Source organism: Oscillibacter sp. MSJ-31 (genome assembly GCF_018918025.1).
Lineage (GTDB): Bacteria > Bacillota > Clostridia > Oscillospirales > Oscillospiraceae > Hominicoprocola.
Genome location: NZ_JAHLPT010000005.1, coordinates 29,130 through 51,490, shown reverse-complemented (window position 1 = coordinate 51,490; position 22,361 = coordinate 29,130). Strand labels below are relative to the sequence as shown.

Genomic DNA, 22,361 nt, shown 5'->3' with positions numbered 1-22,361 from the left:
TGAGGAGGAAAGACCGTGCCGACACCCCCGAAAAGAAAACCGGACAGCGCGCGCCGCGCCAACCGCATCATCCAGCAGCGGACGCTTCTGCTGCTGGCGCTGCTGGGCATCGGCACGTTTCTGCTGCTCTTTGCCCAGCTCTACAAGCTGCAGATCAAGCAGCACGACGAGCTCAAGACGCTCGCCGTGCGCCAGCAGACGCTGCGCACGACCGTGGAGGCGAGCCGCGGAACCATCTACGATAAAAACGGCGACATTCTCGCCCTCTCCTCCACGGCGGAGAACGTCTGCGTCTCGCCTCTCGACGTTGCCAAAAACGAGCAGGACCAAGATCTGATCGCAAACGGCCTCGGCGAGATCCTCGGCGTGGACCCGAGCGGCATCCTCGACGATATGAAGGACACCGCCTCGCAGTACAAGGTCATCAAGAAGAAGGTCGAGCAGGAGACGGCGGACAAAGTCCGCGTGTTTATCAGCGACAACGGCATCAAAGGCGTCTTTCTGGAGCCGACCTCCAAGCGCTACTACCCCTATTCCTCGCTCGCCGCGCACGTCATCGGCTTTGTCAACGCCAACGGCGGCGCCTACGGCCTTGAGGCCGTGTATGACGAGGAGCTGACCGGCGAAAAGGGCATGGTCGTCTCCGCACGCGACGCCAACGGCAACGCGCTGCTCTATCAGTATGAGCAGTATTTCGACGCCGAGAACGGCGACAGTCTGGTGACGACCCTCGATAAGACGGTGCAGTATTACCTTGAAAAGGGCCTTGAGGAGCTCGAGAGCCGCTACGGCACGGGCGTGGGCGCGACCGGCATCGTCATGGACGTCAACACCGGCGGCATCCTCGCGATGGCGTCGCTGCCGACCTACGACCTCAACGCCCCCGCGAGCATCTACAACAAGGAGATGCTCGCCGCCGGCATGACCGACGAGGAGCTTGCCGCGGCGGCCGGCACGCTGCAAAATATGCAATGGCGCAACAAGGCCATCAACGACACCTTCCAGCCCGGCTCGACCTTCAAGATCCTCACCCTCGCCATGGCGCTGGAGGAGAACAAGGTCAAAATGTCCGACACCTTCAACTGCCCGGGCTATGTCGTCATCGAGGGCGCGAAGATCAACTGCTCCAAGCGCGCGCCCGGTCACGGTCATCAGGACCTCATCACGGCGTTCGCCAATTCCTGCAACCCCGCGTTCATCAACATCGGCCTGCGCCTCGGCAACACGACGTTCTATAATTACATGAAGGCCTTCGGCCTCACCGGAAAGACCGGCGTGGACACCACGGGCGAGGCGAGCGGCTTTGTCAACAAGGAGATCGAATACTCCACGCTGGCGCTGGCGTGCTACGCCTTCGGTCAGAACTTCAACGTCACGCCGCTCTCGCTCATCAACGCGCAGGCGGCCTGCGCCAATGGCGGCTACCTCCGCACGCCCTACATCGTCTCCGAGGTGCTCGACCAGAGCGGCAACGTCAAGTATCGCCACGACACCACCCCGCTGCGGCAGGTCATCTCCGAGGATACCTCCAAGACCGTGCGCGAGATCATGGAGTACGAGGTCGAGTACGGCACGGGCAAGAACGGCAAGGTCGCGGGCTACCGCATCGGCGGCAAGACCGGCACCGCCGACCAGATCGACGGGAGCGTCACCGTTTCGTTCACCTGCTGCGCGCCGGCGGACGACCCGCAGATCATGATGCTCCTCACCCTCAGCAGCGCCAGCAACGACACCGGCACCTACCGCTCCGGCGGCAACATGGCCGCGCCCGTGGCATCGAGCATCATGGCGGAGATACTGCCCTACCTCGGCATCGAGCCGACCTACAGCGCCGATGAACTCGTCGGCGCGGATCATACCGTGCCGAACGTCGTCGGGCTCAAGCGCGACGAGGCGGCGACAAAGCTCAAGGAGGAGGGCTTCTCCTGCCGCACCGTCGGCGACGGCGAGACCGTCACCGACCAGACGCCGCTCGGCGGCGCGATCGTGCCGAACAACGCGGAGATCATCCTCTATCTCGGCGCGGAGAAATCCACGGAGCTGTGCATCGTGCCGAACGTCGTGGGCGACAGCGCCGCGGCAGCCAACCGCAAGCTCACCGACGCGGGGCTCATCATGTCCGTCTCCGGCGCGACCGGCGGCAGCTCCGCGAGCGTGCGCGCCATCTCCCAGTCGGAGATGCCGGGCACGGAGGTCGCGGCGGGCACGGTGGTGCGCGTCCAGTTCAGCGACAGCTCGGTGACGGATTAAAAACCGCAAAAGAGAGCAAGATTTGACGGAGAAAGGACGACGCGCCTACGAAGCTCGGCGAGCTTTTGAGCGCCCTCGATCACTTCCGACTCCTCCGCGCGGACGCGCGGACGGAGATACATGACCTCACCCTCGATTCCCGCACGGCGGGAGAGGGAAGCCTTTTCCTCGCCCTGCATGGCGCGCGGGAGGACGGCGCAGACTACGCAAAAGAGGCCGCCGCGCGCGGCGCGGTCTGCGTCGTGACCGAGCACGCGGCCGAGGGCGTGCCCTGTGTGCTGATCCCCGACGCGCACGAGGCGGCGGCAAAGCTCGCCGCGAGGTGGTACGGCGATCCGGCGGGAGGCATGACGGTGGTCGGCGTGACCGGCACGAACGGCAAGACGACCACAACGTATCTTCTCAAGCAGCTCCTTGAGCGCTGTCTGGGCGCAAAGGTCGGCCTGATCGGCACGAATCAGAACATGATCGGCGACGCCGTTCTGCCCGCCGAGCGCACCACGCCCGACGCGCTGACGCTCCAGCGTCTGCTGCGCGAAATGGCGGACGCGGGCTGCACCCATGTGGTGATGGAGGTCTCCTCCCACGCGCTCGTGCAAAGGCGTGCCGGCGCGATCGACTTCGCGCTCGGCGTGTTCACCAATCTCACGCAGGACCATCTTGACTACCATGGTACAATGGAAGCCTACTGCGACGCCAAGGCGCGTCTGTTCCGCCAATGCCGCGCCGCCGCCGTCAACGGCGACGATCCGTGGACGCCGCGGCTGCTCGAAAATGTGACCTGTCCGGTCACACGCTTCGGGCAGGGACTTGCAAACGATCTCGTCGGCTGGGACGCGCATTACTGCGCCGACCGCGTGAGCTTCACCGCGTGCAGCGACAGCGAGCACGTCCCCGTGACGCTGCACATTCCCGGGGCGTTCTCGCTCTACAACGCGCTCGCCGCGCTCGCCGCGGCACAGGCCCTCGGCATTCCGATCGGGGACGCGGCGCAGGCCCTCTCACTTTGTCAGGGCGTGCGCGGCAGGGCGGAGGTGGTGCCGACGGACACGGACTACACCGTGCTCATTGATTACGCGCACACGCCCGACGGGCTGAAAAATATTCTCTCGACCGTCTGCGGCTTTGCCGACGCGCGCGTGCTCGTCGTGTTCGGCTGCGGCGGCGACCGCGACCGGACGAAGCGCGCCGAAATGGGGCGCATCGCCGCGCGGCTCGCGGACGAGGTGATCGTCACCTCGGATAATCCCCGCACGGAAAACCCCTACGCCATTCTGCACGAGATCCTCGCCGGCATGGCGGACAGCGCGACGCCGTTTGCCGTGCTGGAAAGCCGCCGCGAGGCCATCGCCTACGCGCTCGACCACGCCCGCACCGGCGACGTGGTGGTGCTCGCGGGCAAGGGACACGAGACCTATCAGGTGGTCGGCGCCGAGACGCTGCCGCTCGACGAGCGGCAGGTGGTGCGCGAGCATCTGAGCCAATAAAAAACGAAAGAGCCGCGCTCTGCGCGGCGGAAGGAATACGCTATGAAACTGATCGCTGCCTGCATTGTGAGCTTTCTCATCACGCTTGTCACCGGACGCTTTCTGCTCCCCGAGCTGCGCAGGCTCAAGGCGGGGCAGAGCATCCGCGAGGACGGCCCGACCTGGCACGCCGGCAAGTCCGGCACGCCGACGATGGGCGGACTGATGTTCATTTTCGGCATCCTCGTCACCATTCTCGTGTTCGGCTGGGACGCCATGCGCGCGGGCAGCTTCGCGCACCTCTATGTGTTTGCCTTTGCCGCCGTGTTCGGCCTGATCGGCTTTCTTGACGATTTTCAGAAGGTGAAAATGCACCGGAATCTCGGCCTGACGGCGATCCAGAAGTTTGCCCTCCAGCTTGCCGCGGCGGTGGTGTTTCTCTGCCTGATGCGCTATGAGGGGATGCTGACGCCGAACCTCTACGTTCCGTTCGCCAATACCTATGTCATCCTGCCGTGGATCGTTTATATGATCTTCGCCGCCTTTGTTATCGTCGGCACGGTCAACGCCGTCAACATCACGGACGGCATCGACGGTCTGGCCGGCAGCGTGACGGTGCCGGTGGCGCTGTTTTTCGCGGTGGTCGGCTCGTGGTGGGGCTATGAGAATGACCTCGGCGTTTTTGCCGCGGCGATGGTCGGCGGACTGATCGGCTTCCTCGTCTATAACTTCCATCCCGCCAAGGTATTCATGGGCGACACCGGCTCGCTCTTTCTCGGCGGCGCGGTGGCGGGACTGGCGTTCGCCTACGATATGCCGCTCGTGCTGCTGCTCGTCGGCATCGTCTACATCTGCGAGACGCTCTCGGACATCATTCAGGTCGCCTACTTTAAGGCGACGCACGGCAAGCGCATTTTCAAGATGGCGCCGCTGCACCATCACTTTGAGCTCTGCGGCTGGAGCGAGGTCAAGCTCGTGACCATCTTCACGCTCGTCTCCGCCGTGTTCTGTATGCTGGCGCTCTGGGGCGTGATCGGAAGATACCACTTCTAAGGCACATTTCAAAAAACGATCGGGGGAGGTGAACCGGTATGACGAAGGAGGAGCGCGAGCTGCGGCGCGAACAGCGCGAGCACATGAAGCGCATGGAGGCCGCTGCGAAGGAGGCGGGCCGCGGACCCATCGATGTGCCGTTTCTCCTGCTCGTGCTGCTGCTCACCGGCGTGGGGCTCATCATGCTCCTCTCGGCGAGCTTCCCCTCTGCCTATTATGAGTCGGGCGACCCGCTGTACTACTTTAAGCGGCAGGCGGCCTTTGCCACGCTCGGCCTTGCCGCCATGGTCGTCATCGGGCGCATCAACTACGCGCGCTTCCGCGGCGTGGCCAAGATCGCGCTGGGCATTTCCATCGCTCTGCTCGTCGCGGTCATCATTCCCGGCGTCGGTATCACGAGCCACGGTGCGACGCGCTGGCTCGGTATCCCGGGCACCACGATGCGGTTTCAGCCGTCGGAGATCGCCAAGCTTGGCGTCATCCTTTATTTTGCCGACAGCATCTCCAAAAAGAAGGACAAAATGAGGACGCTCCGCTACGGTATCCTGCCCTACGGCTTTATCCTTGCCCTCATTGCGGTGCTGATGTACTTCGAGCCGCACCTTTCCGGCACCGTGCTCATTCTCGGCATCGGCGCGGCGATGATGTTCGTCGGCGGCATCCGCGGCTACTGGGTCGGCATCGGCATCGGTGGCGTGGCGGCGGTGGCGTATGCGTTCCTCTCGGGCCTCATCACCTACAACTCCTCGCGCATCGCCATCTGGCTCGACCCGCTCAACGACGCCTTTAAGACGGGCACGGGCTATCAGACGCGCCAGAGCCTCATCGCCATCGGCTCGGGAGGTCTCCTCGGTCTCGGCCTCGGCAAGAGCCGGCAGAAGTTCCTCTTCCTGCCTGAGGAGCACAACGACTGCATCTTCTCCATCGTCTGCGAGGAGTTGGGCCTGATCGGCGCAACGCTCATCATGGCCATCTTCGCGCTGCTCATCATCCGCGGCTACTGGATCGCGCTCCACGCGCGCGACCGCTTCGGCAGCCTTCTTGTCGTGGGCATTACCACGCAGATCGCCTTACAGGTTTTCTTAAACATCGCGGTCGTGACGAATCTTGTGCCGAACACCGGCATCTCGCTGCCGTTCTTCAGCTTCGGCGGCACGGCGCTCGCCATCCAGCTGGCGGAGATGGGCGTGGTGCTGAGTGTTTCGCGGCAGATGCCGCCAGGCTGAAAAGCTCAAAAATATGCCGCGGCGGAAAACAGACCGCCGCGAGGAAGAAAGGGGGACGGAAGGCATGAACGTTATTTTCACCTGCGGCGGCACGGCGGGACACGTCAACCCCGCGCTGGCGCTCGCAGGCTTCCTGCGGGAGAGAGACCCGAAGACCCGCATCCTCTTCGTCGGCGCGGAGCGCGGACTGGAGCGCGACCTGATCGCGCACACGCCCTATCCGTTCCGCACAGTCAACATCTCGTCCTTCCACCGCTCCCTTCGGCCGAAGGAGCTGCGCCATAACCTCGTCTCCGTGCGCAATCTGATGCACGCGAAGCGTGAGGCGGACGCTATTCTCGATGAATTTCAGCCCGACCTCATTGTCGGTACGGGCGGCTACGCGAGCTATCCCGTCGTGCGCTACGGCCACGCGCGCGGCATTCCGACGGCGGTGCACGAGTCGAACGCCGTTCCGGGGCTGACGACCCGACTGCTCGAGAACCATTGCGACCGCATTCTCGTCGGCTTTGAGGACTGCCGGCGGTATTATAAGCACAAGGACCGCGTGGTCGTCACCGGTACGCCGGTGCGCGGCGACTTCTTCACGCAGACGAAGGCGCAGGCCAAGGAAAAGCTCGGCGTGAACGACGGCCGCCCGCTCGTCGTTTCTTTCTGGGGCAGCCTCGGCGCGGGAAATATGAACCGCGTCACGGCGGAGCTTCTTTATCTTGAGGCGGCAAAGGAGCCGTTCCACCATGTCCACTCCGTCGGCTCGCTCGGCTGGCAGAAAATGCACGAGTGGGTGAGCGGGTACGGCGTGGATCTGCGCGACCATCCCTCGCTCGACGTGCGTGAGTATATCTACGACATGGCGGACGTTATGCGCGCCGCCGACCTTGTGATCTGCCGCGCGGGCGCGTCCACGCTCAGCGAGCTGACCGCGCTCGGCGTTCCCGCCATTTTGGTGCCGTCGCCGAATGTGACGAACCATCATCAGGAGAAAAACGCCGCCGTGCTCGGCGAGCACGGCGCGGCGCTCGTCCTGCCCGAGGAGGGGCTGGACGGCAAGCGGTTGTTTACGGAGGCCGCCGCGCTGCTGCGCGACGAAACGCGGCTCGCGGCGATGCACGAGGCTTCGCTCCGACTCGGCGTGCGCGACGCGACCGAGCGCATCTATGAGACCGTCATGGCGCTTGTCAAATAAAAGCCTGCGGCGCAAGCCGCAGGCTCAGAGCATATTCAGTTGAGCTTGAAGTCCATCCACACGGGATTGTGGTCGGAGTAGAGGAAGCCGGCGTCCAGCACGGCGCTGTCCACGACCTCCACGTTATCGCTCACGAGGAAGCCGTCCACCGTCAGGCGGAAGGTCGTCTCGATGCTGTACGGCTCGGACGCCGTGCGGCAGGAGGCGGCGGGTGCGGTCTCGTCAAAGGGCGCGACGAGCGTCAGCCCCGCGGGGATCGTTCCCTCCGGGATGGGCTGCGCCCAGGTGTCGTTTTCCCCGGCGGCCACACCGAAGATCTCCGGCGAATTGCCGAGCAGGTCCTTGTTGAAGTCGCCGCCCGCGACGCAGTAATTGCCCGCCTCGTATTCCGCAAGCATATCCGCGCACAGCAGCTCAAGCTGCTCGGTGGCGATGGCGCCGTCCGAGGTGTAGGCAGAGAGGTGGAGATTATAGAGGACAAGCTCCTTGCCGCTCGCCGTCGGGATGCGGCTGACCGAATAGCAGCGGTCGAGGTCAAGGAGCTTCATAAAGCCGCTCTCCACCGGCAGCTCCCGCCGCGCAGCGGAAGCGATGGGGTGGCGCGAAAGCGTCACGATGCCGGACTGATTCGCTCCGTGGGGTTGAATGAGCGGGTAGAAAAGATAGGGGCTGTCGTAGTTCTGCGCGAACACCTCGTCAAATTCGCATCCCGTCATGGCGTCGCTCAGATAGGCGGTCTCGTCGATATGCCAGCTGCGTGTGCCGTCGGTGTCGACCTCCTGAAAGAGGGCAAAGTCGGGCGAAAGGGCTTCGACAAACGCGACAATGCCGCGCATATTCCGGTCGACCTCCTGCCGGCTGCGGGCGCGGCTCTCCCTGCCGCCGTCCATAAAGAAGCTGTAGTCGGCGCTGTAGGCGCCGAAGCCTACATTAGCGGACGTGACGCGATAGACGGCGCCGGTCTCGACCGCGTCCTCCATGGGGACTGCGTCCCTGCTGCTGCAATGCATTACGCTGAGGCTCTGGTCGCCGACGCGGTGGTAGCTCGCGAACACATAGACGACGTACAGCACGACGAGAATGAGCAGCGCGAGCAGTACGAGCCCAAGCGTTTTGCAGATCGTTTTTCCCTTCATGATATGACCTCGCTTTTGGATTTTTTTGGAATTTTACCATAAAACACCGCGAAAGTACACACCCTTTTCCTCCCGCGCCGGAACCACGGCGCACCGTGGGCGCATACTATGGCTTAGTTTGTTGACCCATCGGGAAAGGGAGGAACGGCACATGAGCTATCTGAGCATCGAGGGCGGCGCGCCGCTTCACGGAGAACTGACGATACAGGGCAGCAAGAACAGCGTCCTGCCCGTGCTGGCGGCGACGATCCTCGCGCGGGACGTCTGCCGCATCGAGAACTGTCCGCGTCTGCGCGACGTGGACGCGTCCGTCGCCATCCTGCGCCACCTCGGCTGCCGCGTGCGGCGCGACGGCACAGCGCTGGAGGTGGACACTGCGCCGATGGCGCGCTGCGACATTCCTGACGAGCTGATGCGCGAAATGCGCTCGTCCATCATTTTTCTGGGCGCGATCCTCGCGCGGCAGGGGGAGGCGGTTTTATCTTACCCCGGCGGCTGCGAGCTCGGTCCGCGGCCCATCGACCTGCATCTGGCCGCCCTGCGTGAGCTGGGCGCGGAGATCACCGAGCGCTACGGCGAGCTGCGTTGCAAGGCGAAATGCCTTCGCGGCACGGACATCACCCTCGCCATTCCGAGCGTCGGCGCGACGGAGAACGCCATTCTCGCCGCCTGCGGCGCGGAGGGCACAAGCGTCATCTACAACGCGGCCCGCGAGCCGGAGATCGTCGATCTTCAGGCGCTGCTGCGGAGCATGGGCGCGCGGGTGAACGGCGCGGGCGGCTCCATTATCACGGTCGAGGGCGGCACGGCGCTGCACGGCTGCACGCACCGCGTCATCGGGGACCGCATCGTCTGCGCGACCTACCTCTGCGCCGCGGCGGCGGCGGGCGGCGAGGTGCGGCTCACCGGTGTGGACTACCGCGCGGTGTCCGCCGTGGCGCTCTCGCTTGCCGAGAGCGGCTGCGAGGTGAGGAGCGAGGCGGACGCCGTTTCCCTGCGCTCGACCGGAGCGCTGCGCTCTGTGCGCCCCGTGCGTACCGCGCCCTATCCGGGCTTTCCGACCGACGCCCAGCCCGTGCTGATGGCGGCGCTGCTCAGGAGCGAGGGCTGCACGGTCTTTGTCGAAAACATTTTTGAAAACCGCTACCGACACGTTGACGAGCTCTCACGCATGGGCGCGGAGATCCGCGTCGCGGGGCGCGTGGCGGTGGTGAACGGCGTGAGGACGCTGCACGGCGCGGCGGTCAAGTGCACCGACCTGCGCGGCGGCGCGGCGCTGGTGATCGCGGGACTTTCCGCCGAGGGCACGACCCGCGTGACGGAGCTCACGCACATCGATCGCGGATACGACGCTATCGAGCGCGACCTGGCCGCGCTCGGCGCACAGATCCGCCGGGAGACTACATAGAAACGAAAAGGATACAAAAGCTATGGCACGAAATCGCAGCACGAATCGCAGACGCCGGCGAGGAAGATTTTCTTTCCTGATGAAGCTCCTGTGCATCCTGCTCATCGCCGGCGCGGTCGTCGCGGCGCTGACGGTCTTCTTCAAGGTGCAGAGTATCACGGTGAGCGGCAATGCGCGCTACACGAGCGAGGAGGTCGTCGCGGCCTCGGGCATCGAGATCGAGGATAACCTTTTCCTGCTCAACAAGTACAGCGCCGCACAGGCTATTTTTGAAAAGCTGCCCTATGTGGAGGAGGCGACGATCAACCGCGCTCTGCCGGACACCATCGTTATCACGGTGCGGGAGTGCGCGGCGGCGGCGGGCGTCGTCACGCCGGATGGCTATTGGCTCATCAGCGAAAACGGTAAGCTCCTCGAGCGGACCGACACGCTGCCGTCCGGCTGCCCGAGCATCACGGGCGTCGAGCCGGAGTCGCCCGCGCTGAGCGCGCAGCTCTCGCTCGGTGAGGAGAAAACGCTGACGACGGAGACACTGCTCACCCTCGTGCGGACGGCGGGCGGTTACGGTATGCTCGCGGGCATCGGGAGCGTCGACCTGTCTGATGCCGAGGCGATCACCTTCACCTATCTGGGCCGCTTCACCGTGCGGCTCCCATGGGATTCCGACCTCGACTATATTTTCCGCAGCGTGCAGGATCTGGTAAACGGTCTGGAGTCGAACGAGACGGGCGAGATCAACTATATGCTGCTCAAGTCCAAGGGCGAGATGCACTTTATCCCGTCCGCGCCGGGCGCGTAAAAAAGTTTTCGGGAAATCGCGCGCGGCTATTGACCGCGAGAAAAAAGCGTTATACAATAGACTTGTTTCAGAATACACTTGATGTTGTGGCGGCACCGACATGATCCGCCCGCATTCTACAAGAGATAGTAGGAGGAACCGATATGGCATTCGGATTGGATACCGGCGTTGAAAACGTCGTCAGGATCAAGGTCATCGGCGTCGGCGGCGGCGGCAATAACGTGGTCAACCGCATGGTGCGCTCCGGGACCCGCGGCGTGGATTTCGTCGCGGTCAATACTGATAAGCAGGCGCTCAACGTTTCCAGCGCTACCTATAAGATCCAGATCGGCGAGAAGCTGACTCACGGCCAGGGCGCGGGCAGCGATCCCGAGGTGGGCCGCAAGAGCGCGGAGGAGAGCCGCGCCCAGATCTCCAAGGCGCTGGAGGATACCGATATGGTGTTCATCACCGCCGGCATGGGCGGCGGCACCGGCACGGGCGGCGCGCCCATCGTGGCCGAGATCGCCCGCGAGCAGGGCATCCTGACCGTCGGCGTCGTCACCAAGCCGTTCGGCTTTGAGGGCCGCCGCCGGATGCAGCAGGCCGAAAAGGGCATCGAGGAGCTGCAGGGCAAGGTCGATTCCCTCGTCATTATCCCCAACGAGCGCCTCAAGCATGCGACCGATCAGAAGATCACCTTCGCCAACGCCTTTGAGATCGCGGACGATGTGCTGCGTCAGGCGGTGCAGTCCATTTCCGACCTCATCCGCGACACCGGCTTCATCAATCTCGACTTTGCCGACGTCACCGCCATCATGAAGAACGCCGGTATGGCGCACATGGGCGTGGGCCGCGCGGCGGGCAAGGGCAAGGCCGAGGAGGCCGCCCGCATGGCCATCTCCAGCCCGCTGCTCGAGACCTCCATCCACGGTGCGCGCGGCGTGCTCATCAATGTTACCGGCTCCATGGATATCGGCCTTGAGGAGGTCGAGCAGGCCGCGTCGCTGGTGCAGGACGCGGTGCATCCCGACGCGCTGACCATCTTCGGCGCGACCTTCGACGAGTCGATGGACGACGAGATCCGCGTCACGGTCATTGCCACCGGCTTTGCCGACGGTAAGAGCGCCGCGGCTGCCGCGCCTGCCGAGGAAAAGAAGGCGGCGGAGGCGAAGCCCAGCATCGAGCCCATCAATTATGAAGAGGACAAGGCGGCTGCCGAGGCGGAGAAGAAGACTGAGGAGGAAGACGATCCCTTTGCCGACATCTTCAAGATTTTCAATCGCGAGCGTTGATTTTTCCGAATTTTTCCGAAAACCGCAGGTTTTGACCTGCGGTTTTCTTTTTTCGTCTCCCTGCCGCGAAAGCAAGTCATTTCCATGCCAATGCCGACAGATTTTGTGCGGGCTATTTTTTGCGCTTTTGCAAAAAGTAACGGGGCCGCAAGCAAAAACGCGGCAAAAAAATTTCAAAAGGAAACGATTTCCTTTTGAACAGGAGAGGTGATGGGATGGATGAAAGGCGACGGAAACGGAGCAGGCGGCATGGCGCTGCCGCCTGCGCGGCATTGGTCTTTGCACTCGCCGCCCTGCTCGTGCCGGCGGGAGCCGTGAGTGCGCCGGACCCGGGCGGAGAGACGCAGCTGCTCGTGCCGGTCGGCAAGGCGATCGGCGTGAAGCTCTTTGCCGAGGGCGTGCTGGTCGTGGGGCTTTCGGAGAACGAGGGCGCCGTCTCTCCCGCGAAGAAGGGCGGCATGAAGGCCGGCGATCTGATCTTGACGATGAACGACGTCACCATCGGCTCGACGGAGCATTTGCAGTCGCTTCTTGCGGAGAACGGAGAGCGAGAGGCAGCCTTCGGCGTGCGCCGCGGCGGCCGGCTCGTGAAGCTCGCCGTCTGTCCGAAAAAAGGGCAGGACGGCGTGTGTCGCCTCGGCGCGTGGATCCGCGACAGCATGGCGGGCATCGGCACGGTGACCTTCTATGACCCGCAGACGGGCGCGTTCGCGGCGCTCGGCCACGGCATCACGGACGTGGACACCGGCAAGCTCATGCCGCTCTCGCGCGGCAGCGTGATGGCGGCAAGTGTCAAGGCGGTCAAGCGCGGCGCGAGCGGCGCGCCGGGCGAGCTGCGCGGCGACTTTGATCTGACGCGCGACCTCGGCTCGCTTTACGCGAACACGGAGTGCGGCATATTCGGCGTTTTGCCGCAGGAGAACCGACCGGAGGCCGTCGGGGAGGCGATCCCCGTCGCGCGGCGCACGGAGGTCCGCACCGGCAAGGCGATCATTCTGGCAAACTGCAGGGGCAACGAGGTGTGTGCCTATGAGATCGAGATCGAAAAGCTCTACGGCGGCTCCGCGCCCACGCGCAATCTGCTCCTGCGGGTGACCGACCCGGCGCTCATCGCGCTCACGGGCGGCATCGTGCAGGGCATGAGCGGCAGCCCGATCGTGCAGGATGGGAAGCTCGTCGGCGCGGTGACGCACGTCCTGCTGGACGACCCGCAGAGAGGTTATGGCATTCTCGCGGAAAATATGCTTTCCGCCTCCGGCATGACGGCGCAAAGCGCGGCGAGCGCCTGACGGAGGACTTAACGGCAGGAGATGTTATCCTGCTGTTAAGTTTGTGCTAAGAGCCCAAAAAGCTCGAACGATGTCGTATAAAATTTGTGCCAAACGACAAAAATCTACTTGAAAACATTGTCCAAATGTGATAGTTTATAGCCAAGGCAAAACGAAACATCCGATTCGCGTCGGAATGCGGTTGTCGAAGCCAAAGTATTGAGGAGGAAGGAAAAGGAACAGGCAAATGGAGAACAGGATCAAGGTCGTATTGGCGGATGCCAACGAAAATTTCCGCACGATGCTGCAGCAGACGATAGAAAATACGGGTGAATTTGACGTGGTGGGGAGCGCCGGGGACGGCGCGGAGGCATGGAAGATGATCGAACGGGAACGTCCGCAGCTTGTAATTACAGACGTGATCCTGCCGGAGCTGGACGGCTTCGCGCTGCTCGACCGGATGGCAAAGCTGCCGGCACGGCCGAAGACGATCCTGGTTTCCGCCTTCTACCGCGAGCAGATGGTGATGCAGGCAATGGAGCAGGGCGCGGCCTACTTCATGGCAAAGCCCTGCGAGGCCGGCTCGCTGCTCGAGCGGATGCGTCAGGCCGTCCGGAACGGGGAGACGGAGGAGGAAAGCCCCGTCGCGCTGGAACGCCTTGTGACCTCCATCATCCACGAGGTCGGCGTGCCGGCGCACATCAAGGGTTATCAGTACGTTCGCGAAGCGATCATCCTCGCCGTGCAGGATATGGACGTCATCAACGCCGTGACCAAGGTGCTCTATCCCGAGGTCGCGCGCCGCTACAACACCACGCCCTCGCGCGTGGAGCGCGCCGTGCGCCACGCCATCGAGACTGCGTGGGATCGAGGCGACCTGGAAACGCTCCAGCGCTACTTCGGCTACACGGTGTCGAACACCAAGGGCAAGCCCACCAATTCGGAGTTCATCGCCATGATCGCCGACCGCATCCGCCTGCAAAGCAAGGGCAAGATCGCGTAAAAAATGAAAAAAACAGAGCCGCGGCTGCGGCTCTGTTTTCCGTATTGGGCTCAGAGGACCTTATCGAGGAAGCTCACGAGGCGCGGGCTCTCGGGGTGAGCAAACAGCTCGTGCGAGGGCTTATCCTCCTCGATGTGACCGCCGTCGAGGAAGATGGTGCGGCTGCTGACCTCGCGTGCGAAGCGCATCTCGTGCGTCACGACGATCATCGTCATGCCGCTCTCGGCGAGGTCCTTCATCACGTCGAGCACCTCGCCGATCATCTCGGGGTCGAGGGCGCTGGTCGGCTCGTCGAAGAGCATGACCTCGGGGTCCATCATCAGCGAGCGCACGATGGCGATACGCTGCTTCTGACCGCCGGAGAGCTGGCTGGGATAGGCGTCGGCGCGGTCGGCAAGGCCCACGCGGCCGAGCAGCTGGAGCGCCTTGGCCTCAGCCTGCTCCTTGTCCATGCCCTTGATGCGTGTGGGCGCGGCGGTCAGGTTGTGCATCACGTTCATGTTGTTGAAGAGGTTGAACTGCTGGAACACCATGCCCATCTTCTGACGGTGCTGGTCGATGTGCTTGCTCTGTCCCTTGGCGCAGATGTCCACGCCGCCGAAGAGGATCTGGCCCGAGGTCGGCGTCTCCAGCAGGTTCAGGCAGCGCAGAAAGGTGCTCTTGCCGCCGCCCGAGGGACCGATGATGGACACGACCTCGTTCTTTTCAAAATCAACGCTGATGTGCTTGAGCACGTCGAGCTTATGGAAGCTCTTGCACAGGTCAACGACCTGAAGGATCTTCTCATTTGCCATGATTCATCTTCCTTTCTGCCAGATCGATGAGGCGGCCGCCGGTGAAGGTCATCGCAAAGTAGCACAGCGCCGCGATGGCAAGGCACGCAAGGCTCTTGTAGGTCAGAGCGATGACGTCGTTCGTGCGGAACATCAGGTCGGCAAGACCGATGACCGAAACGATGGACGACTCCTTGATGACCGTGACGAACTCGTTGCCAAGCGCGGGGAGAATGTTCTTGATCGCTTGCGGCAGCACGACGAGGCGCATAGCCTGACCGTGGCTGAAGCCGACGCTGCGCGCGGCCTCCATCTGCCCGACATCCACGGCCTGCACGCCGGAACGGATGATCTCGGCGACGTAGGCGCAGCTGTTGATGCTCATGGCAATGATACCTGCGGAAAAACGCGAAAAGTTCGGGATCCACGAAATGTCCGGCAGCGTGAAGCCGACCATGGGAAGTCCGTAGAAAATAAACATGAGCTGCACCATCAGGGGCGTCCCGCGGATGAACTCGATGTAAGCGACCGCCAGCCACTTGAGCGGCAGAATTTTGCTCATGCGCATACTGGACATGAGCGTGCCGAAGATCGTGCCGAAAAACACGGTGAATGCGGCGATGATGAGCGTATTGACAATGCCTTCCTCAAAAAAGCTGTGGTAGCGGACGACGAGCTTTCCGATCGTCTCAATAAATTCCATGGGGACTCCTCCTCAAAGCACTGCGGGCTTCGCCGCCGAAACGGCGAAGCCCGTAGGTCGTGTTATCTTATTTTGCGTTCGACTTACAGACCGAGGCTGGCAGCCAGCTCGACAGCTTCGTCGTAGGCCTTCTGATAGCTGCCGTCGGCAGTGACCTTGTTGATGACCTCGTTCACGGCCTCGACCAGATCCTCATTGCCCTTGGCGATGACGACGGACTTACCGAAGGAGGCTTCCTCGGCGGTAAAAGTGAAGTTGGAGACTTCAAGCGCGCCGTTGCTGGTGGCGACGAGCGCCTCGCCGACCGCCTGGTCGACGACCAGACCCGCGATGTTGCCGTTCTGGACCTCGAGGGCGAGGGCAGGGTACTTCTCAAGCTCGAACAGCTCGCTCTCGGGCAGAGCGGACTGGATCAGCTGGGACTGGATGGTGCCCTTCTGTGCGCCGACCTTCAGACCGACAAGGGATTCCTTGGTGGAGTAGGTGTCGGCGTTGCCGGCCTTGACGATCAGCAGCTGAGCGCTGGTCTCATACAGGTCGCTGAAGTCGATCTCCTCGGCACGCTCGGGGGTGTTGGTGAAGGCCGCGATGCCGAGGTCCACCTGACCGGACTGGACGGCGGGGATGATTCCGCCGAACGCCATGTCCACGACCTCCAGCTCAACGCCGAGGCTGTCGGCGATCTGCTGGGCCAGCCACATATCGCAGCCGGCGAAGTTGGCGTCGAGATCCTTGAACTCATAGGGGGCGTACTGGGCTTCGGTGCCGACGACGACCTTGCCCTTGGCCTTGATCTGCTCAAGCAGGGTGGCGGGCTCGGCGGGCTGCTGCTCTTCCTGTTGCTGCTGCTGATCGTCAGCGGGCTCCTGCGCGGTGTCCTTCTTGCCGCAGCCGGTTATCACGGCCAGCAGCATCGCAGCGCCGAGCGTCAGCGCCAGCAGCTTCTTCATCATGTTAAAGTTTTTCATCTTTTCCTCCGTTCCGTGCATTTGTATGCGCGATTTCGTATTTGATGTGGATAATTATACTCTACGGAACGGATTTGTAAATAGCCGTCTCAACCGATGATAGTGAAAAGTTATCCAGATTTATTGTGCAATTTATGCAAAAACGGAAAGGACGGCGTCAGAACGACAGCTTCTCCATGCGGTCAAACGCGGCTTTGAGCCGGTCGATGCCGACGGTGCAGGCGATGCGGAAGTGGCCCGCGGCGCTCACGCCGAAGGGTGTGCCGGGACTGACGAGAACATGGGCCTGATCGAGCAGGACCTTGCAGAAGGCTTTTTCGTCCAGTCCCGTTTTCTCCACGCTGGGGAAAAGGTAGAATGTGCCCTTCGGCCGCACCAGACTCAGGTAGGGGATCTTTTCGATGCGGTCGGCGGCGTAGAAGATGCGGTCGCGGTAGGCGGTGACGTATTTCTCCCGGATTTCCTTTCGCATGGCGAGCGCCTGAATGGCGGCGCGCTGCGAGACGGACGGCGCGGAGTAGATAAGCGAGCCGTTGATGCGGTTCATCACCGCCAGCAGCTCCGGCTCGGCGATGATCACGCCCACACGCCAGCCGGTCATCAGGAAATTCTTGGAAAAGCTGTTGAGCGTGATGGTGCGCTCGGCCATGCCGGGCAGTGTGCGGATGGGGCAGAAATCGCCCTCGTAGAGATAGGTGGTATAGATCTCGTCGGCGGCAATGAGCAGGTCATGCTCCTGCGCGACACGGGCGAGTAGCTCAAGCGTCTTCCCGTCGTAGCCCATGCCGGTGGGGTTCGTGGGATTGTTGAAAACGATGGCCTTGGTGCGCGGGGTGATGGCGGCGCGCAGGCGCGCCTCGTCGATGGCGTAGTCCTCGCTCGCGTAGGTCGGCACGTCCACGCATACGCCGCCTGCCAGCTCGATCTGCTCGCGGTACATGGGGAAGTAGGGCGAGAAGACGATGACCTCGTCGCCGGGGTCGAGGATGGCGAGCATCACGAGCGCCATGCCGAGGCAGCTCGACGCGCTCACGAGCACATGGTCGCGCGGGAGACGCTGGCCGAAGTCCTCCTCCCACGCGCGGCAGACCGCGTCGATCAGCTCGGGGTCGCCCTTGGGGTCGCCGTAGTGCGTGTGACCGGCCCTCGCGTCGCGGAAGGCGGCATTGATGATGCTCTCGTCAGTGGTGAAATCGGTGTCGCCGATGCTCAGGTCGATGATGTCCTTGTATTTGGCAAGCGCCTCGGTGTCGAGCGACAGTCCGGCGCCGCTGCTCTGAAATCGCTTGGCGATGTAGCTACGCTTCATGCTTGGAGGCCTCCTTGACGTGTGGAATGACGGTCGAGCCGTTCGGAATGACATAGATGGACTTGCCCTCCAGCTGCGCGGCGTCGAGCAGGGTGTTGACGTCGGAAAACGCCTTTATGCCCATGGGCGCAACGTCCTCCGGGGCAATGCTCGAATAGAGCAGGATGTTGTAGCGCTGCGCCTGCTCGCAGTTGAGGAAGAAAATGTAGCCTGCGACGGTGAAATGCTCGCGCAGCCGCCGCTCGATGGTACCGGCGACGAGGTCCTTCGCCCAGTCGAAGTATTCGGCGGGGCCGCCGCCCTCGCGCGCCTCGATGATGAGGATGAGCGTGCCGCCCGGTTTGAGGCCGGATTCGATGTTGTCGATGGTCTTGGTGCCCTGGTAGAGCGAGATGTCCTTGGGGAAGCCGCCGCAGCTGGCAACGATCACGTCCGCCTTTTCCGGCACGTCCACCTGATAGATGCGGTCCACCATGCGGCAGGCCGCCTCCCACGAGGTGAGGTAGTGACCGGAGAGAATGGCGGCAAGCTGCATCTGGGCGTTCATCACGAGGTTGACGATGAAGAGATTTTTCACCAGCCCCGCCGCCTCGCACATATCCTCGTGCAGCGGGTTGCCCTTCAAAACGCCGTTGCCGATGGCGGGGTTGGAGCGCAGCTGCGCCGCGTCGAGCGAGAAGGCGTGGTTGTGGAAGATGGTCTCGCGCCCGCTGATGCCCGGCAGGATGCTCTTGCGTCCGCCGCCGAAGCCCGCCATCACATGATGCGTCACCGCGCCGAGACAGACCACGAGGTCGGCCTCGGCCGCCGTGCGGTCGATGGAGACCGGCGTGCCGTGCGGCGTGGTGCCGAGATAGACAAGGTCTTTCGCTTCGCAGTCGTGGTTCTTGACCTTGACGCGGTCGTAGACCGCGTCGGTCACGAGCGTGCGCAGCTCCTGCTCGTCGCCGCCGATGTGCGTGCCGTTGGCAATGACGATGGTGATGTCCTCCTCACGCACGCCGCAGCGCTCCGTGAGGTAATCCACCAGATGCGGGACCACGAGGTCCTGCCGCATCCAGAAGCGCGTCATGTCGCTCACGACCAGCGCGACGGTATCGCCCGCCCTGGCGCGCTCGCACAGCGGCACGCTGTCGATCGGTGCGTCGAGCGAGGCCCACAGCGCCGCGCGGATATCGGCAAGCGGGGCGACGGCGTTGCCGTGCAGCTCGCCGATCACATTTTTCTCGTCCAGCGGCAGCTCCACCGTGCCGCTGCCGTAGGCAAATGAATAGGTTTTCATACGGTTCCATCCCATCCTACTATGAAATAATATAGGAGTATACGGCAAAGCAGCGGAAGATGCAACAGCCAATATTCATAAGATTTGAAAGATTATTGATTAAAATATGGGGAAAGCAGAAAATTCGAATACTGGCAGGCGGCAGAGCGCACCTTGACAACCGAATACCGACACCGTATAATGCAAGACAAGGGGGGGGAGAAAAATGCTTGACGAAAAAGATTTACAGGCGATCCAAAAAATGATTGATGCGTCCGAAGAACGCACGCGGCGCTATATGAATGTTTTGATTGAATCAGACGTCACGCCGAAGTTCAACCTTTTGGCAGACGGCATTAAGGACATTCAGGAGAAGCTTGTGCCGCGCTCCCGCATGGACGATTTGGAGGACGAGGTGAAATTCCTCAAGCTCATGTGCCGCCAAATGGCGGAGGATATTGCAAAGCTGAAAAAGGCGAACTGAATACACGATACAGCAGGACGGTGCCGATGTTCGGCATCGTCATATTTTATCCGGCAGGGCAGCCCATAAGGAACAGAAGCGGAGCGGAAAAGTGCCGCATGCACGGAGTGCCCTGCTTCGCCGCATTTCACTTGCCCCGAGTATGTTCGATCCCCTTGGGGTGGAGCGAACAACGTGAGCGGAACCCAAAAAGAAGGACATGACTTTCGTCATGTCCTTCTTTTTGGAGGTGACACCCAGATTTGAACTGGGGAATGAGGGTTTTGCAGACCCTTGCCTTACCACTTGGCTATGTCACCGTATGGAAAAAGGAGCAAATGCTTTGCTCCTTTTCTTTTGTGGAGCGGGCGACGAGGCTCGAACTCGCTACCTCCACCTTGGCAAGGTGGCGCTCTACCAGATGAGCTACGCCCGCAAATGGTGCCTCCGGTCGGAGTCGAACCAACGACACGCGGATTTTCAATCCGCTGCTCTACCAACTGAGCTACAGAGGCATATCAAGCCGCTGTTGCAGCCTGATAATGGCGACCACGAAGGGACTCGAACCCTCGACCTCCGGCGTGACAGGCCGGCGTTCTAACCAACTGAACTACATGGCCACATTTTGGTGGGAACAACAGGGCTCGAACCTGTGACCCCCTGCTTGTAAGGCAGGTGCTCTCCCAGCTGAGCTATGCTCCCCACTCGAAGCCGTCTTACGAACGGCAAGGGTTATTATACTAAATCCCCCTCGCCGTGTCAACAATTTTTTTCAAGACTTTTGAAACTTTTTTTGACCCGGCAGAAGGGCGCGGTATGCGCGCCCTTACTTGCCGATTTTTTTAAGCTCGTCGATCATGCGTCGCAGCTCCTCGCCGGAGAAGCTGTGGATGCGGTCGCAGAACTGGCAGGTGAGGTCTGCCTTGCCCTGCTCGCGCAGAATGTCCTCCAGCTCCTTCGAGCCGAGGGAGAGCAGCGCGCGCTCTGTGCGTTCACGCGAGCAGTAGCAGCGGTACTCGATGGGCGTCGTCTCCAGGATCTCAAGGTCGAAATCAGAGAGCACCGTGCGCAGGAGGTTTGCCGGATCGGGATCGTCGCGGAGCTGATTCGTCACGCTGGGCGCGGCGTAGATGCCGCCCTCGACCTTGGCGATGGTATCCTCGCCCGCGCCGGGGAGGAGCTGAATGAGATAGCCGCCGGCGGCGAGCACGCTGCGGTCGCGGTCGACCAGCACGCCGAGGCCGCAGGCCGAGGGGATCTGCTCGGACTCGACGAAGTAGGCAGCCAGGTCCTCGGCGATCTCGCCGCCGAGCAGGTCGACCGTGCCGACGTAGGGCTCCTTGAGCCCGAGGTCCTTGATAACGGTCAGGGTGCCGCTGTGGCCGACGGCGCTGCCGACGTCCAGCTTACCGTCCGCACGCAGGGGAAGCTCCACGGAAGCGTCCTGCACATAGCCGCGCACGTTGCCCTCGGCGTCGGAGACGGCGAGGATGGTGCCGAGCGGGCCGTCGCCCTTGATCTGGAGTGTAACGCTCTCGCCGCTGCCCTTGAGGGCGTTGCCCATCATGGAGACGCCGGCGAGCGCACGGCCGAGCGCCGCGGTAGCGACGGGGCTGGTGTGGTGGATCTGGCGGGCGCGCTCGGTGAGCGCACGGGTGTAGACGGCCGTGGCCTTGACCATGCCGTCCTTGGACATGGCTCTTACTAATGTGTCGTTCATAAAATCACTCTTTTCGGATACAGGAAATATAGATGCGCCCGTCTGTTTCGTTCGGGGCGCGGAGGCGGCAGTCGCCGTAGACGCGGATTTCGCCGAAGCCGGCGGCGGTCAGCCATTCGGACAGCTCCGAAACGCTGTACCAGCGCTGGCGGTGCTCCTCGAAGCTGCGTTCCCAAGCGCCGTCCGCGCGGGCGGAGAAAATGTCAACGTAATAGTCCAGCAGGCGCGAGCGGCGGGAATACTCCGTGCGCCACACGCAGTAGACATCCTCGCGTTCGTCGAGCCAGACCTGACCGTCCATCGCCTCGAGCTTGCCGAGGGCATGAACGTCGAACACGAGCGAGCCGCCGGGCGCGATGAACAGGTGCAGGCGGCGGAAGGTCTCGCGCACCTCGCGCGCTTCGGTGAGATAATTGAGGCTGTCGAGGCAGCAGATTGCCGCCTCCACCGTGCCATAGAGGTCCAGCTCGGGCATGGACTGGTGCAAAAACAACGGCGGGACGCCGGTGAGCGTCTGTGCCTTCTCGCGCGCCTCGAGCAGCATATCCTCCGAGCCGTCCACGCCGATGAGTTCGTAGCCGCGTTCGGTGAGGAGGGCGGTCATCGTGCCGGTGCCGCAGGCGAGGTCGAGCACGGTGTGGACCGGAATATGACTGCGCAGGAAGAGCTTTTCGACGAAGGCGGCGCGCTTTTCGTAGCCGACGTCCTGCGTCAGCTCGTCGTAGGAGGCGGCGAGGGCAGAATAGCTTTCCATCACTTCTCGCCCTTCATGCGCGCGAAGATGCGCTCGTAGCCGCCGTCGGAGTCGGTCAGCGAGCGGGCCACGCGCGAGATCGTCGCACTGGAGGCGCCGGTGCGCTCCAGAATCTCACTGTAGACCTTGCCCTGCGTGAGCATCCGCGCGACCTCAAAGCGCTGCTCCATCGCGCGCAGCTCGGCGATGGTGCACACGTCGCGGAAGAAGCTGTAGCACTCCTCCTCGTCCTTCAAAAGCAGAATGGCCTTATAAAAGTCCTCGTTTTTTTCTTTCTTTCCGATGCGGTTTCCCGGTGCAGCCATGATAGACCCCTCCGAAATATGACAGTAGTGCGCCCT

Annotated in this window: 20 protein-coding genes and 5 tRNA genes; 11 read left to right on the top strand and 14 right to left on the bottom strand. The window is 62.6% G+C overall.

Going from position 1 to position 22,361, the window contains the following annotated elements:
- The first annotated feature begins 15 nt into the window (after window positions 1–15).
- The 5 genes from KQI17_RS05620 to KQI17_RS05600 all read left to right on the top strand — a co-directional run bounded on the left by KQI17_RS05620 (window position 16) and on the right by KQI17_RS05600 (window position 7,181).
- Complete coding sequence (locus tag KQI17_RS05620) at window positions 16–2,250, top strand: penicillin-binding transpeptidase domain-containing protein (RefSeq protein WP_216495224.1); 2,235 nt, start codon at window positions 16–18, stop codon at window positions 2,248–2,250.
- Between the two features lie 65 nt (window positions 2,251–2,315).
- Window positions 2,316–3,737, top strand: coding sequence for a UDP-N-acetylmuramoyl-L-alanyl-D-glutamate--2,6-diaminopimelate ligase (locus KQI17_RS05615; RefSeq protein ID WP_216495223.1), 1,422 nt, complete (start codon window positions 2,316–2,318; stop codon window positions 3,735–3,737).
- 42 nt (window positions 3,738–3,779) lie between these two features.
- Entirely contained in the window at window positions 3,780–4,769 is a 990-nt protein-coding gene (mraY, locus tag KQI17_RS05610) for a phospho-N-acetylmuramoyl-pentapeptide-transferase (protein ID WP_216495222.1), read from the top strand.
- 92 nt (window positions 4,770–4,861) lie between these two features.
- Window positions 4,862–5,995: a putative lipid II flippase FtsW gene (gene ftsW, locus KQI17_RS05605; RefSeq protein WP_371821967.1), complete on the top strand. Its 1,134-nt coding sequence runs from the start codon at window positions 4,862–4,864 to the stop codon at window positions 5,993–5,995.
- Window positions 5,996–6,059: 64 nt separating this feature from the next.
- Window positions 6,060–7,181, top strand: coding sequence for a glycosyltransferase (locus KQI17_RS05600; protein WP_022019074.1), 1,122 nt, complete (start codon window positions 6,060–6,062; stop codon window positions 7,179–7,181).
- Between the two features lie 35 nt (window positions 7,182–7,216).
- Here KQI17_RS05600 and KQI17_RS05595 read toward each other — a convergent pair whose 3' ends face one another.
- Window positions 7,217–8,317, bottom strand: a complete 1,101-nt coding sequence (locus KQI17_RS05595) for an endonuclease/exonuclease/phosphatase family protein (RefSeq protein WP_216495221.1) — start codon at window positions 8,315–8,317, stop codon at window positions 7,217–7,219.
- A gap of 151 nt (window positions 8,318–8,468) precedes the next feature.
- On the opposite strand from KQI17_RS05595, the gene murA reads away from it, so the two are divergent.
- From murA to spo0A, 5 genes are all read left to right on the top strand, one after another.
- Window positions 8,469–9,725, top strand: coding sequence for a UDP-N-acetylglucosamine 1-carboxyvinyltransferase (murA, locus tag KQI17_RS05590; protein WP_216495220.1), 1,257 nt, complete (start codon window positions 8,469–8,471; stop codon window positions 9,723–9,725).
- Window positions 9,726–9,804: 79 nt separating this feature from the next.
- Window positions 9,805–10,524: a cell division protein FtsQ/DivIB gene (locus KQI17_RS05585; protein WP_216495218.1), complete on the top strand. Its 720-nt coding sequence runs from the start codon at window positions 9,805–9,807 to the stop codon at window positions 10,522–10,524.
- A gap of 143 nt (window positions 10,525–10,667) precedes the next feature.
- Window positions 10,668–11,798, top strand: coding sequence for a cell division protein FtsZ (gene ftsZ / locus KQI17_RS05580; protein WP_216495216.1), 1,131 nt, complete (start codon window positions 10,668–10,670; stop codon window positions 11,796–11,798).
- A gap of 215 nt (window positions 11,799–12,013) precedes the next feature.
- Window positions 12,014–13,087 (top strand): SpoIVB peptidase, encoded by a 1,074-nt coding sequence (spoIVB, locus tag KQI17_RS05575; RefSeq protein WP_216495215.1) that lies wholly within the window; start codon window positions 12,014–12,016, stop codon window positions 13,085–13,087.
- Between the two features lie 226 nt (window positions 13,088–13,313).
- Window positions 13,314–14,069: a sporulation transcription factor Spo0A gene (gene spo0A / locus KQI17_RS05570; protein WP_022017861.1), complete on the top strand. Its 756-nt coding sequence runs from the start codon at window positions 13,314–13,316 to the stop codon at window positions 14,067–14,069.
- 50 nt (window positions 14,070–14,119) lie between these two features.
- Here the strand turns inward: spo0A and KQI17_RS05565 are convergent, their stop codons facing one another.
- The 5 genes from KQI17_RS05565 to larA form a co-directional block, all read right to left on the bottom strand.
- Window positions 14,120–14,848, bottom strand: a complete 729-nt coding sequence (locus KQI17_RS05565) for an amino acid ABC transporter ATP-binding protein (protein ID WP_371821966.1) — start codon at window positions 14,846–14,848, stop codon at window positions 14,120–14,122.
- A gap of 4 nt (window positions 14,849–14,852) precedes the next feature.
- Window positions 14,853–15,545 carry an amino acid ABC transporter permease gene (locus KQI17_RS05560; protein WP_216495211.1) on the bottom strand — a complete coding sequence of 231 codons (693 nt, stop codon included), beginning with the start codon at window positions 15,543–15,545 and terminating at the stop codon, window positions 14,853–14,855.
- A gap of 83 nt (window positions 15,546–15,628) precedes the next feature.
- Window positions 15,629–16,513: a transporter substrate-binding domain-containing protein gene (locus tag KQI17_RS05555; protein ID WP_216495209.1), complete on the bottom strand. Its 885-nt coding sequence runs from the start codon at window positions 16,511–16,513 to the stop codon at window positions 15,629–15,631.
- Window positions 16,514–16,670: 157 nt separating this feature from the next.
- Window positions 16,671–17,822, bottom strand: coding sequence for an aminotransferase class I/II-fold pyridoxal phosphate-dependent enzyme (locus KQI17_RS05550; RefSeq protein WP_216495208.1), 1,152 nt, complete (start codon window positions 17,820–17,822; stop codon window positions 16,671–16,673).
- Window positions 17,812–19,104, bottom strand: a complete 1,293-nt coding sequence (gene larA / locus KQI17_RS05545) for a nickel-dependent lactate racemase (RefSeq protein ID WP_216495207.1) — start codon at window positions 19,102–19,104, stop codon at window positions 17,812–17,814. The genes KQI17_RS05550 and larA overlap by 11 nt, the downstream gene beginning before the upstream one ends.
- A gap of 205 nt (window positions 19,105–19,309) precedes the next feature.
- On the opposite strand from larA, the gene KQI17_RS05540 reads away from it, so the two are divergent.
- Complete coding sequence (locus KQI17_RS05540; RefSeq protein WP_216495206.1) at window positions 19,310–19,567, top strand: hypothetical protein; 258 nt, start codon at window positions 19,310–19,312, stop codon at window positions 19,565–19,567.
- A 224-nt stretch (window positions 19,568–19,791) separates the two neighbouring features.
- Here KQI17_RS05540 and KQI17_RS05535 read toward each other — a convergent pair.
- The 8 genes from KQI17_RS05535 to KQI17_RS05500 all read right to left on the bottom strand — a co-directional run bounded on the left by KQI17_RS05535 (window position 19,792) and on the right by KQI17_RS05500 (window position 22,325).
- Window positions 19,792–19,866 (bottom strand) — tRNA-Cys (locus KQI17_RS05535).
- A gap of 40 nt (window positions 19,867–19,906) precedes the next feature.
- Window positions 19,907–19,982 (bottom strand) — tRNA-Gly (locus KQI17_RS05530).
- Window positions 19,983–19,985: 3 nt separating this feature from the next.
- A tRNA-Phe gene (locus KQI17_RS05525) sits at window positions 19,986–20,061 on the bottom strand.
- A gap of 28 nt (window positions 20,062–20,089) precedes the next feature.
- Window positions 20,090–20,166: transfer RNA gene (locus KQI17_RS05520), tRNA-Asp, on the bottom strand.
- Window positions 20,167–20,172: 6 nt separating this feature from the next.
- A tRNA-Val gene (locus KQI17_RS05515) sits at window positions 20,173–20,248 on the bottom strand.
- A gap of 124 nt (window positions 20,249–20,372) precedes the next feature.
- On the bottom strand, window positions 20,373–21,266 hold the full coding sequence (hslO, locus tag KQI17_RS05510) for an Hsp33 family molecular chaperone HslO (protein WP_216495204.1): 894 nt from the start codon (window positions 21,264–21,266) through the stop codon (window positions 20,373–20,375).
- 4 nt (window positions 21,267–21,270) lie between these two features.
- Window positions 21,271–22,020 carry a class I SAM-dependent methyltransferase gene (locus tag KQI17_RS05505; protein WP_216495202.1) on the bottom strand — a complete coding sequence of 250 codons (750 nt, stop codon included), beginning with the start codon at window positions 22,018–22,020 and terminating at the stop codon, window positions 21,271–21,273.
- Complete coding sequence (locus KQI17_RS05500) at window positions 22,020–22,325, bottom strand: YerC/YecD family TrpR-related protein (RefSeq protein ID WP_022018158.1); 306 nt, start codon at window positions 22,323–22,325, stop codon at window positions 22,020–22,022. The genes KQI17_RS05505 and KQI17_RS05500 overlap by 1 nt, the downstream gene beginning before the upstream one ends.
- Between the last annotated feature and the right edge of the window lie 36 nt (window positions 22,326–22,361).

Bases quoted from the DNA above. Each gene is read 5' to 3' on its own strand.
- hslO (WP_216495204.1), bottom strand. From the start codon at position 21,266: ATGAACGACACATTAGTAAGAGCCATGTCCAAGGACGGCATGGTCAAG.
- KQI17_RS05595 (WP_216495221.1), bottom strand. From the start codon at position 8,317: ATGAAGGGAAAAACGATCTGCAAAACGCTTGGGCTCGTACTGCTCGCG.
- KQI17_RS05540 (WP_216495206.1), top strand. From the start codon at position 19,310: ATGCTTGACGAAAAAGATTTACAGGCGATCCAAAAAATGATTGATGCG.
- KQI17_RS05550 (WP_216495208.1), bottom strand. From the start codon at position 17,822: ATGAAGCGTAGCTACATCGCCAAGCGATTTCAGAGCAGCGGCGCCGGA.
- spoIVB (WP_216495215.1), top strand. From the start codon at position 12,014: ATGGATGAAAGGCGACGGAAACGGAGCAGGCGGCATGGCGCTGCCGCC.
- mraY (WP_216495222.1), top strand. From the start codon at position 3,780: ATGAAACTGATCGCTGCCTGCATTGTGAGCTTTCTCATCACGCTTGTC.
- ftsZ (WP_216495216.1), top strand. From the start codon at position 10,668: ATGGCATTCGGATTGGATACCGGCGTTGAAAACGTCGTCAGGATCAAG.
- murA (WP_216495220.1), top strand. From the start codon at position 8,469: ATGAGCTATCTGAGCATCGAGGGCGGCGCGCCGCTTCACGGAGAACTG.
- KQI17_RS05500 (WP_022018158.1), bottom strand. From the start codon at position 22,325: ATGGCTGCACCGGGAAACCGCATCGGAAAGAAAGAAAAAAACGAGGAC.
- KQI17_RS05505 (WP_216495202.1), bottom strand. From the start codon at position 22,020: ATGGAAAGCTATTCTGCCCTCGCCGCCTCCTACGACGAGCTGACGCAG.
- KQI17_RS05555 (WP_216495209.1), bottom strand. From the start codon at position 16,513: ATGAAAAACTTTAACATGATGAAGAAGCTGCTGGCGCTGACGCTCGGC.
- ftsW (WP_371821967.1), top strand. From the start codon at position 4,862: ATGGAGGCCGCTGCGAAGGAGGCGGGCCGCGGACCCATCGATGTGCCG.
- KQI17_RS05560 (WP_216495211.1), bottom strand. From the start codon at position 15,545: ATGGAATTTATTGAGACGATCGGAAAGCTCGTCGTCCGCTACCACAGC.
- spo0A (WP_022017861.1), top strand. From the start codon at position 13,314: ATGGAGAACAGGATCAAGGTCGTATTGGCGGATGCCAACGAAAATTTC.
- larA (WP_216495207.1), bottom strand. From the start codon at position 19,104: ATGAAAACCTATTCATTTGCCTACGGCAGCGGCACGGTGGAGCTGCCG.
- KQI17_RS05585 (WP_216495218.1), top strand. From the start codon at position 9,805: ATGAAGCTCCTGTGCATCCTGCTCATCGCCGGCGCGGTCGTCGCGGCG.
- KQI17_RS05600 (WP_022019074.1), top strand. From the start codon at position 6,060: ATGAACGTTATTTTCACCTGCGGCGGCACGGCGGGACACGTCAACCCC.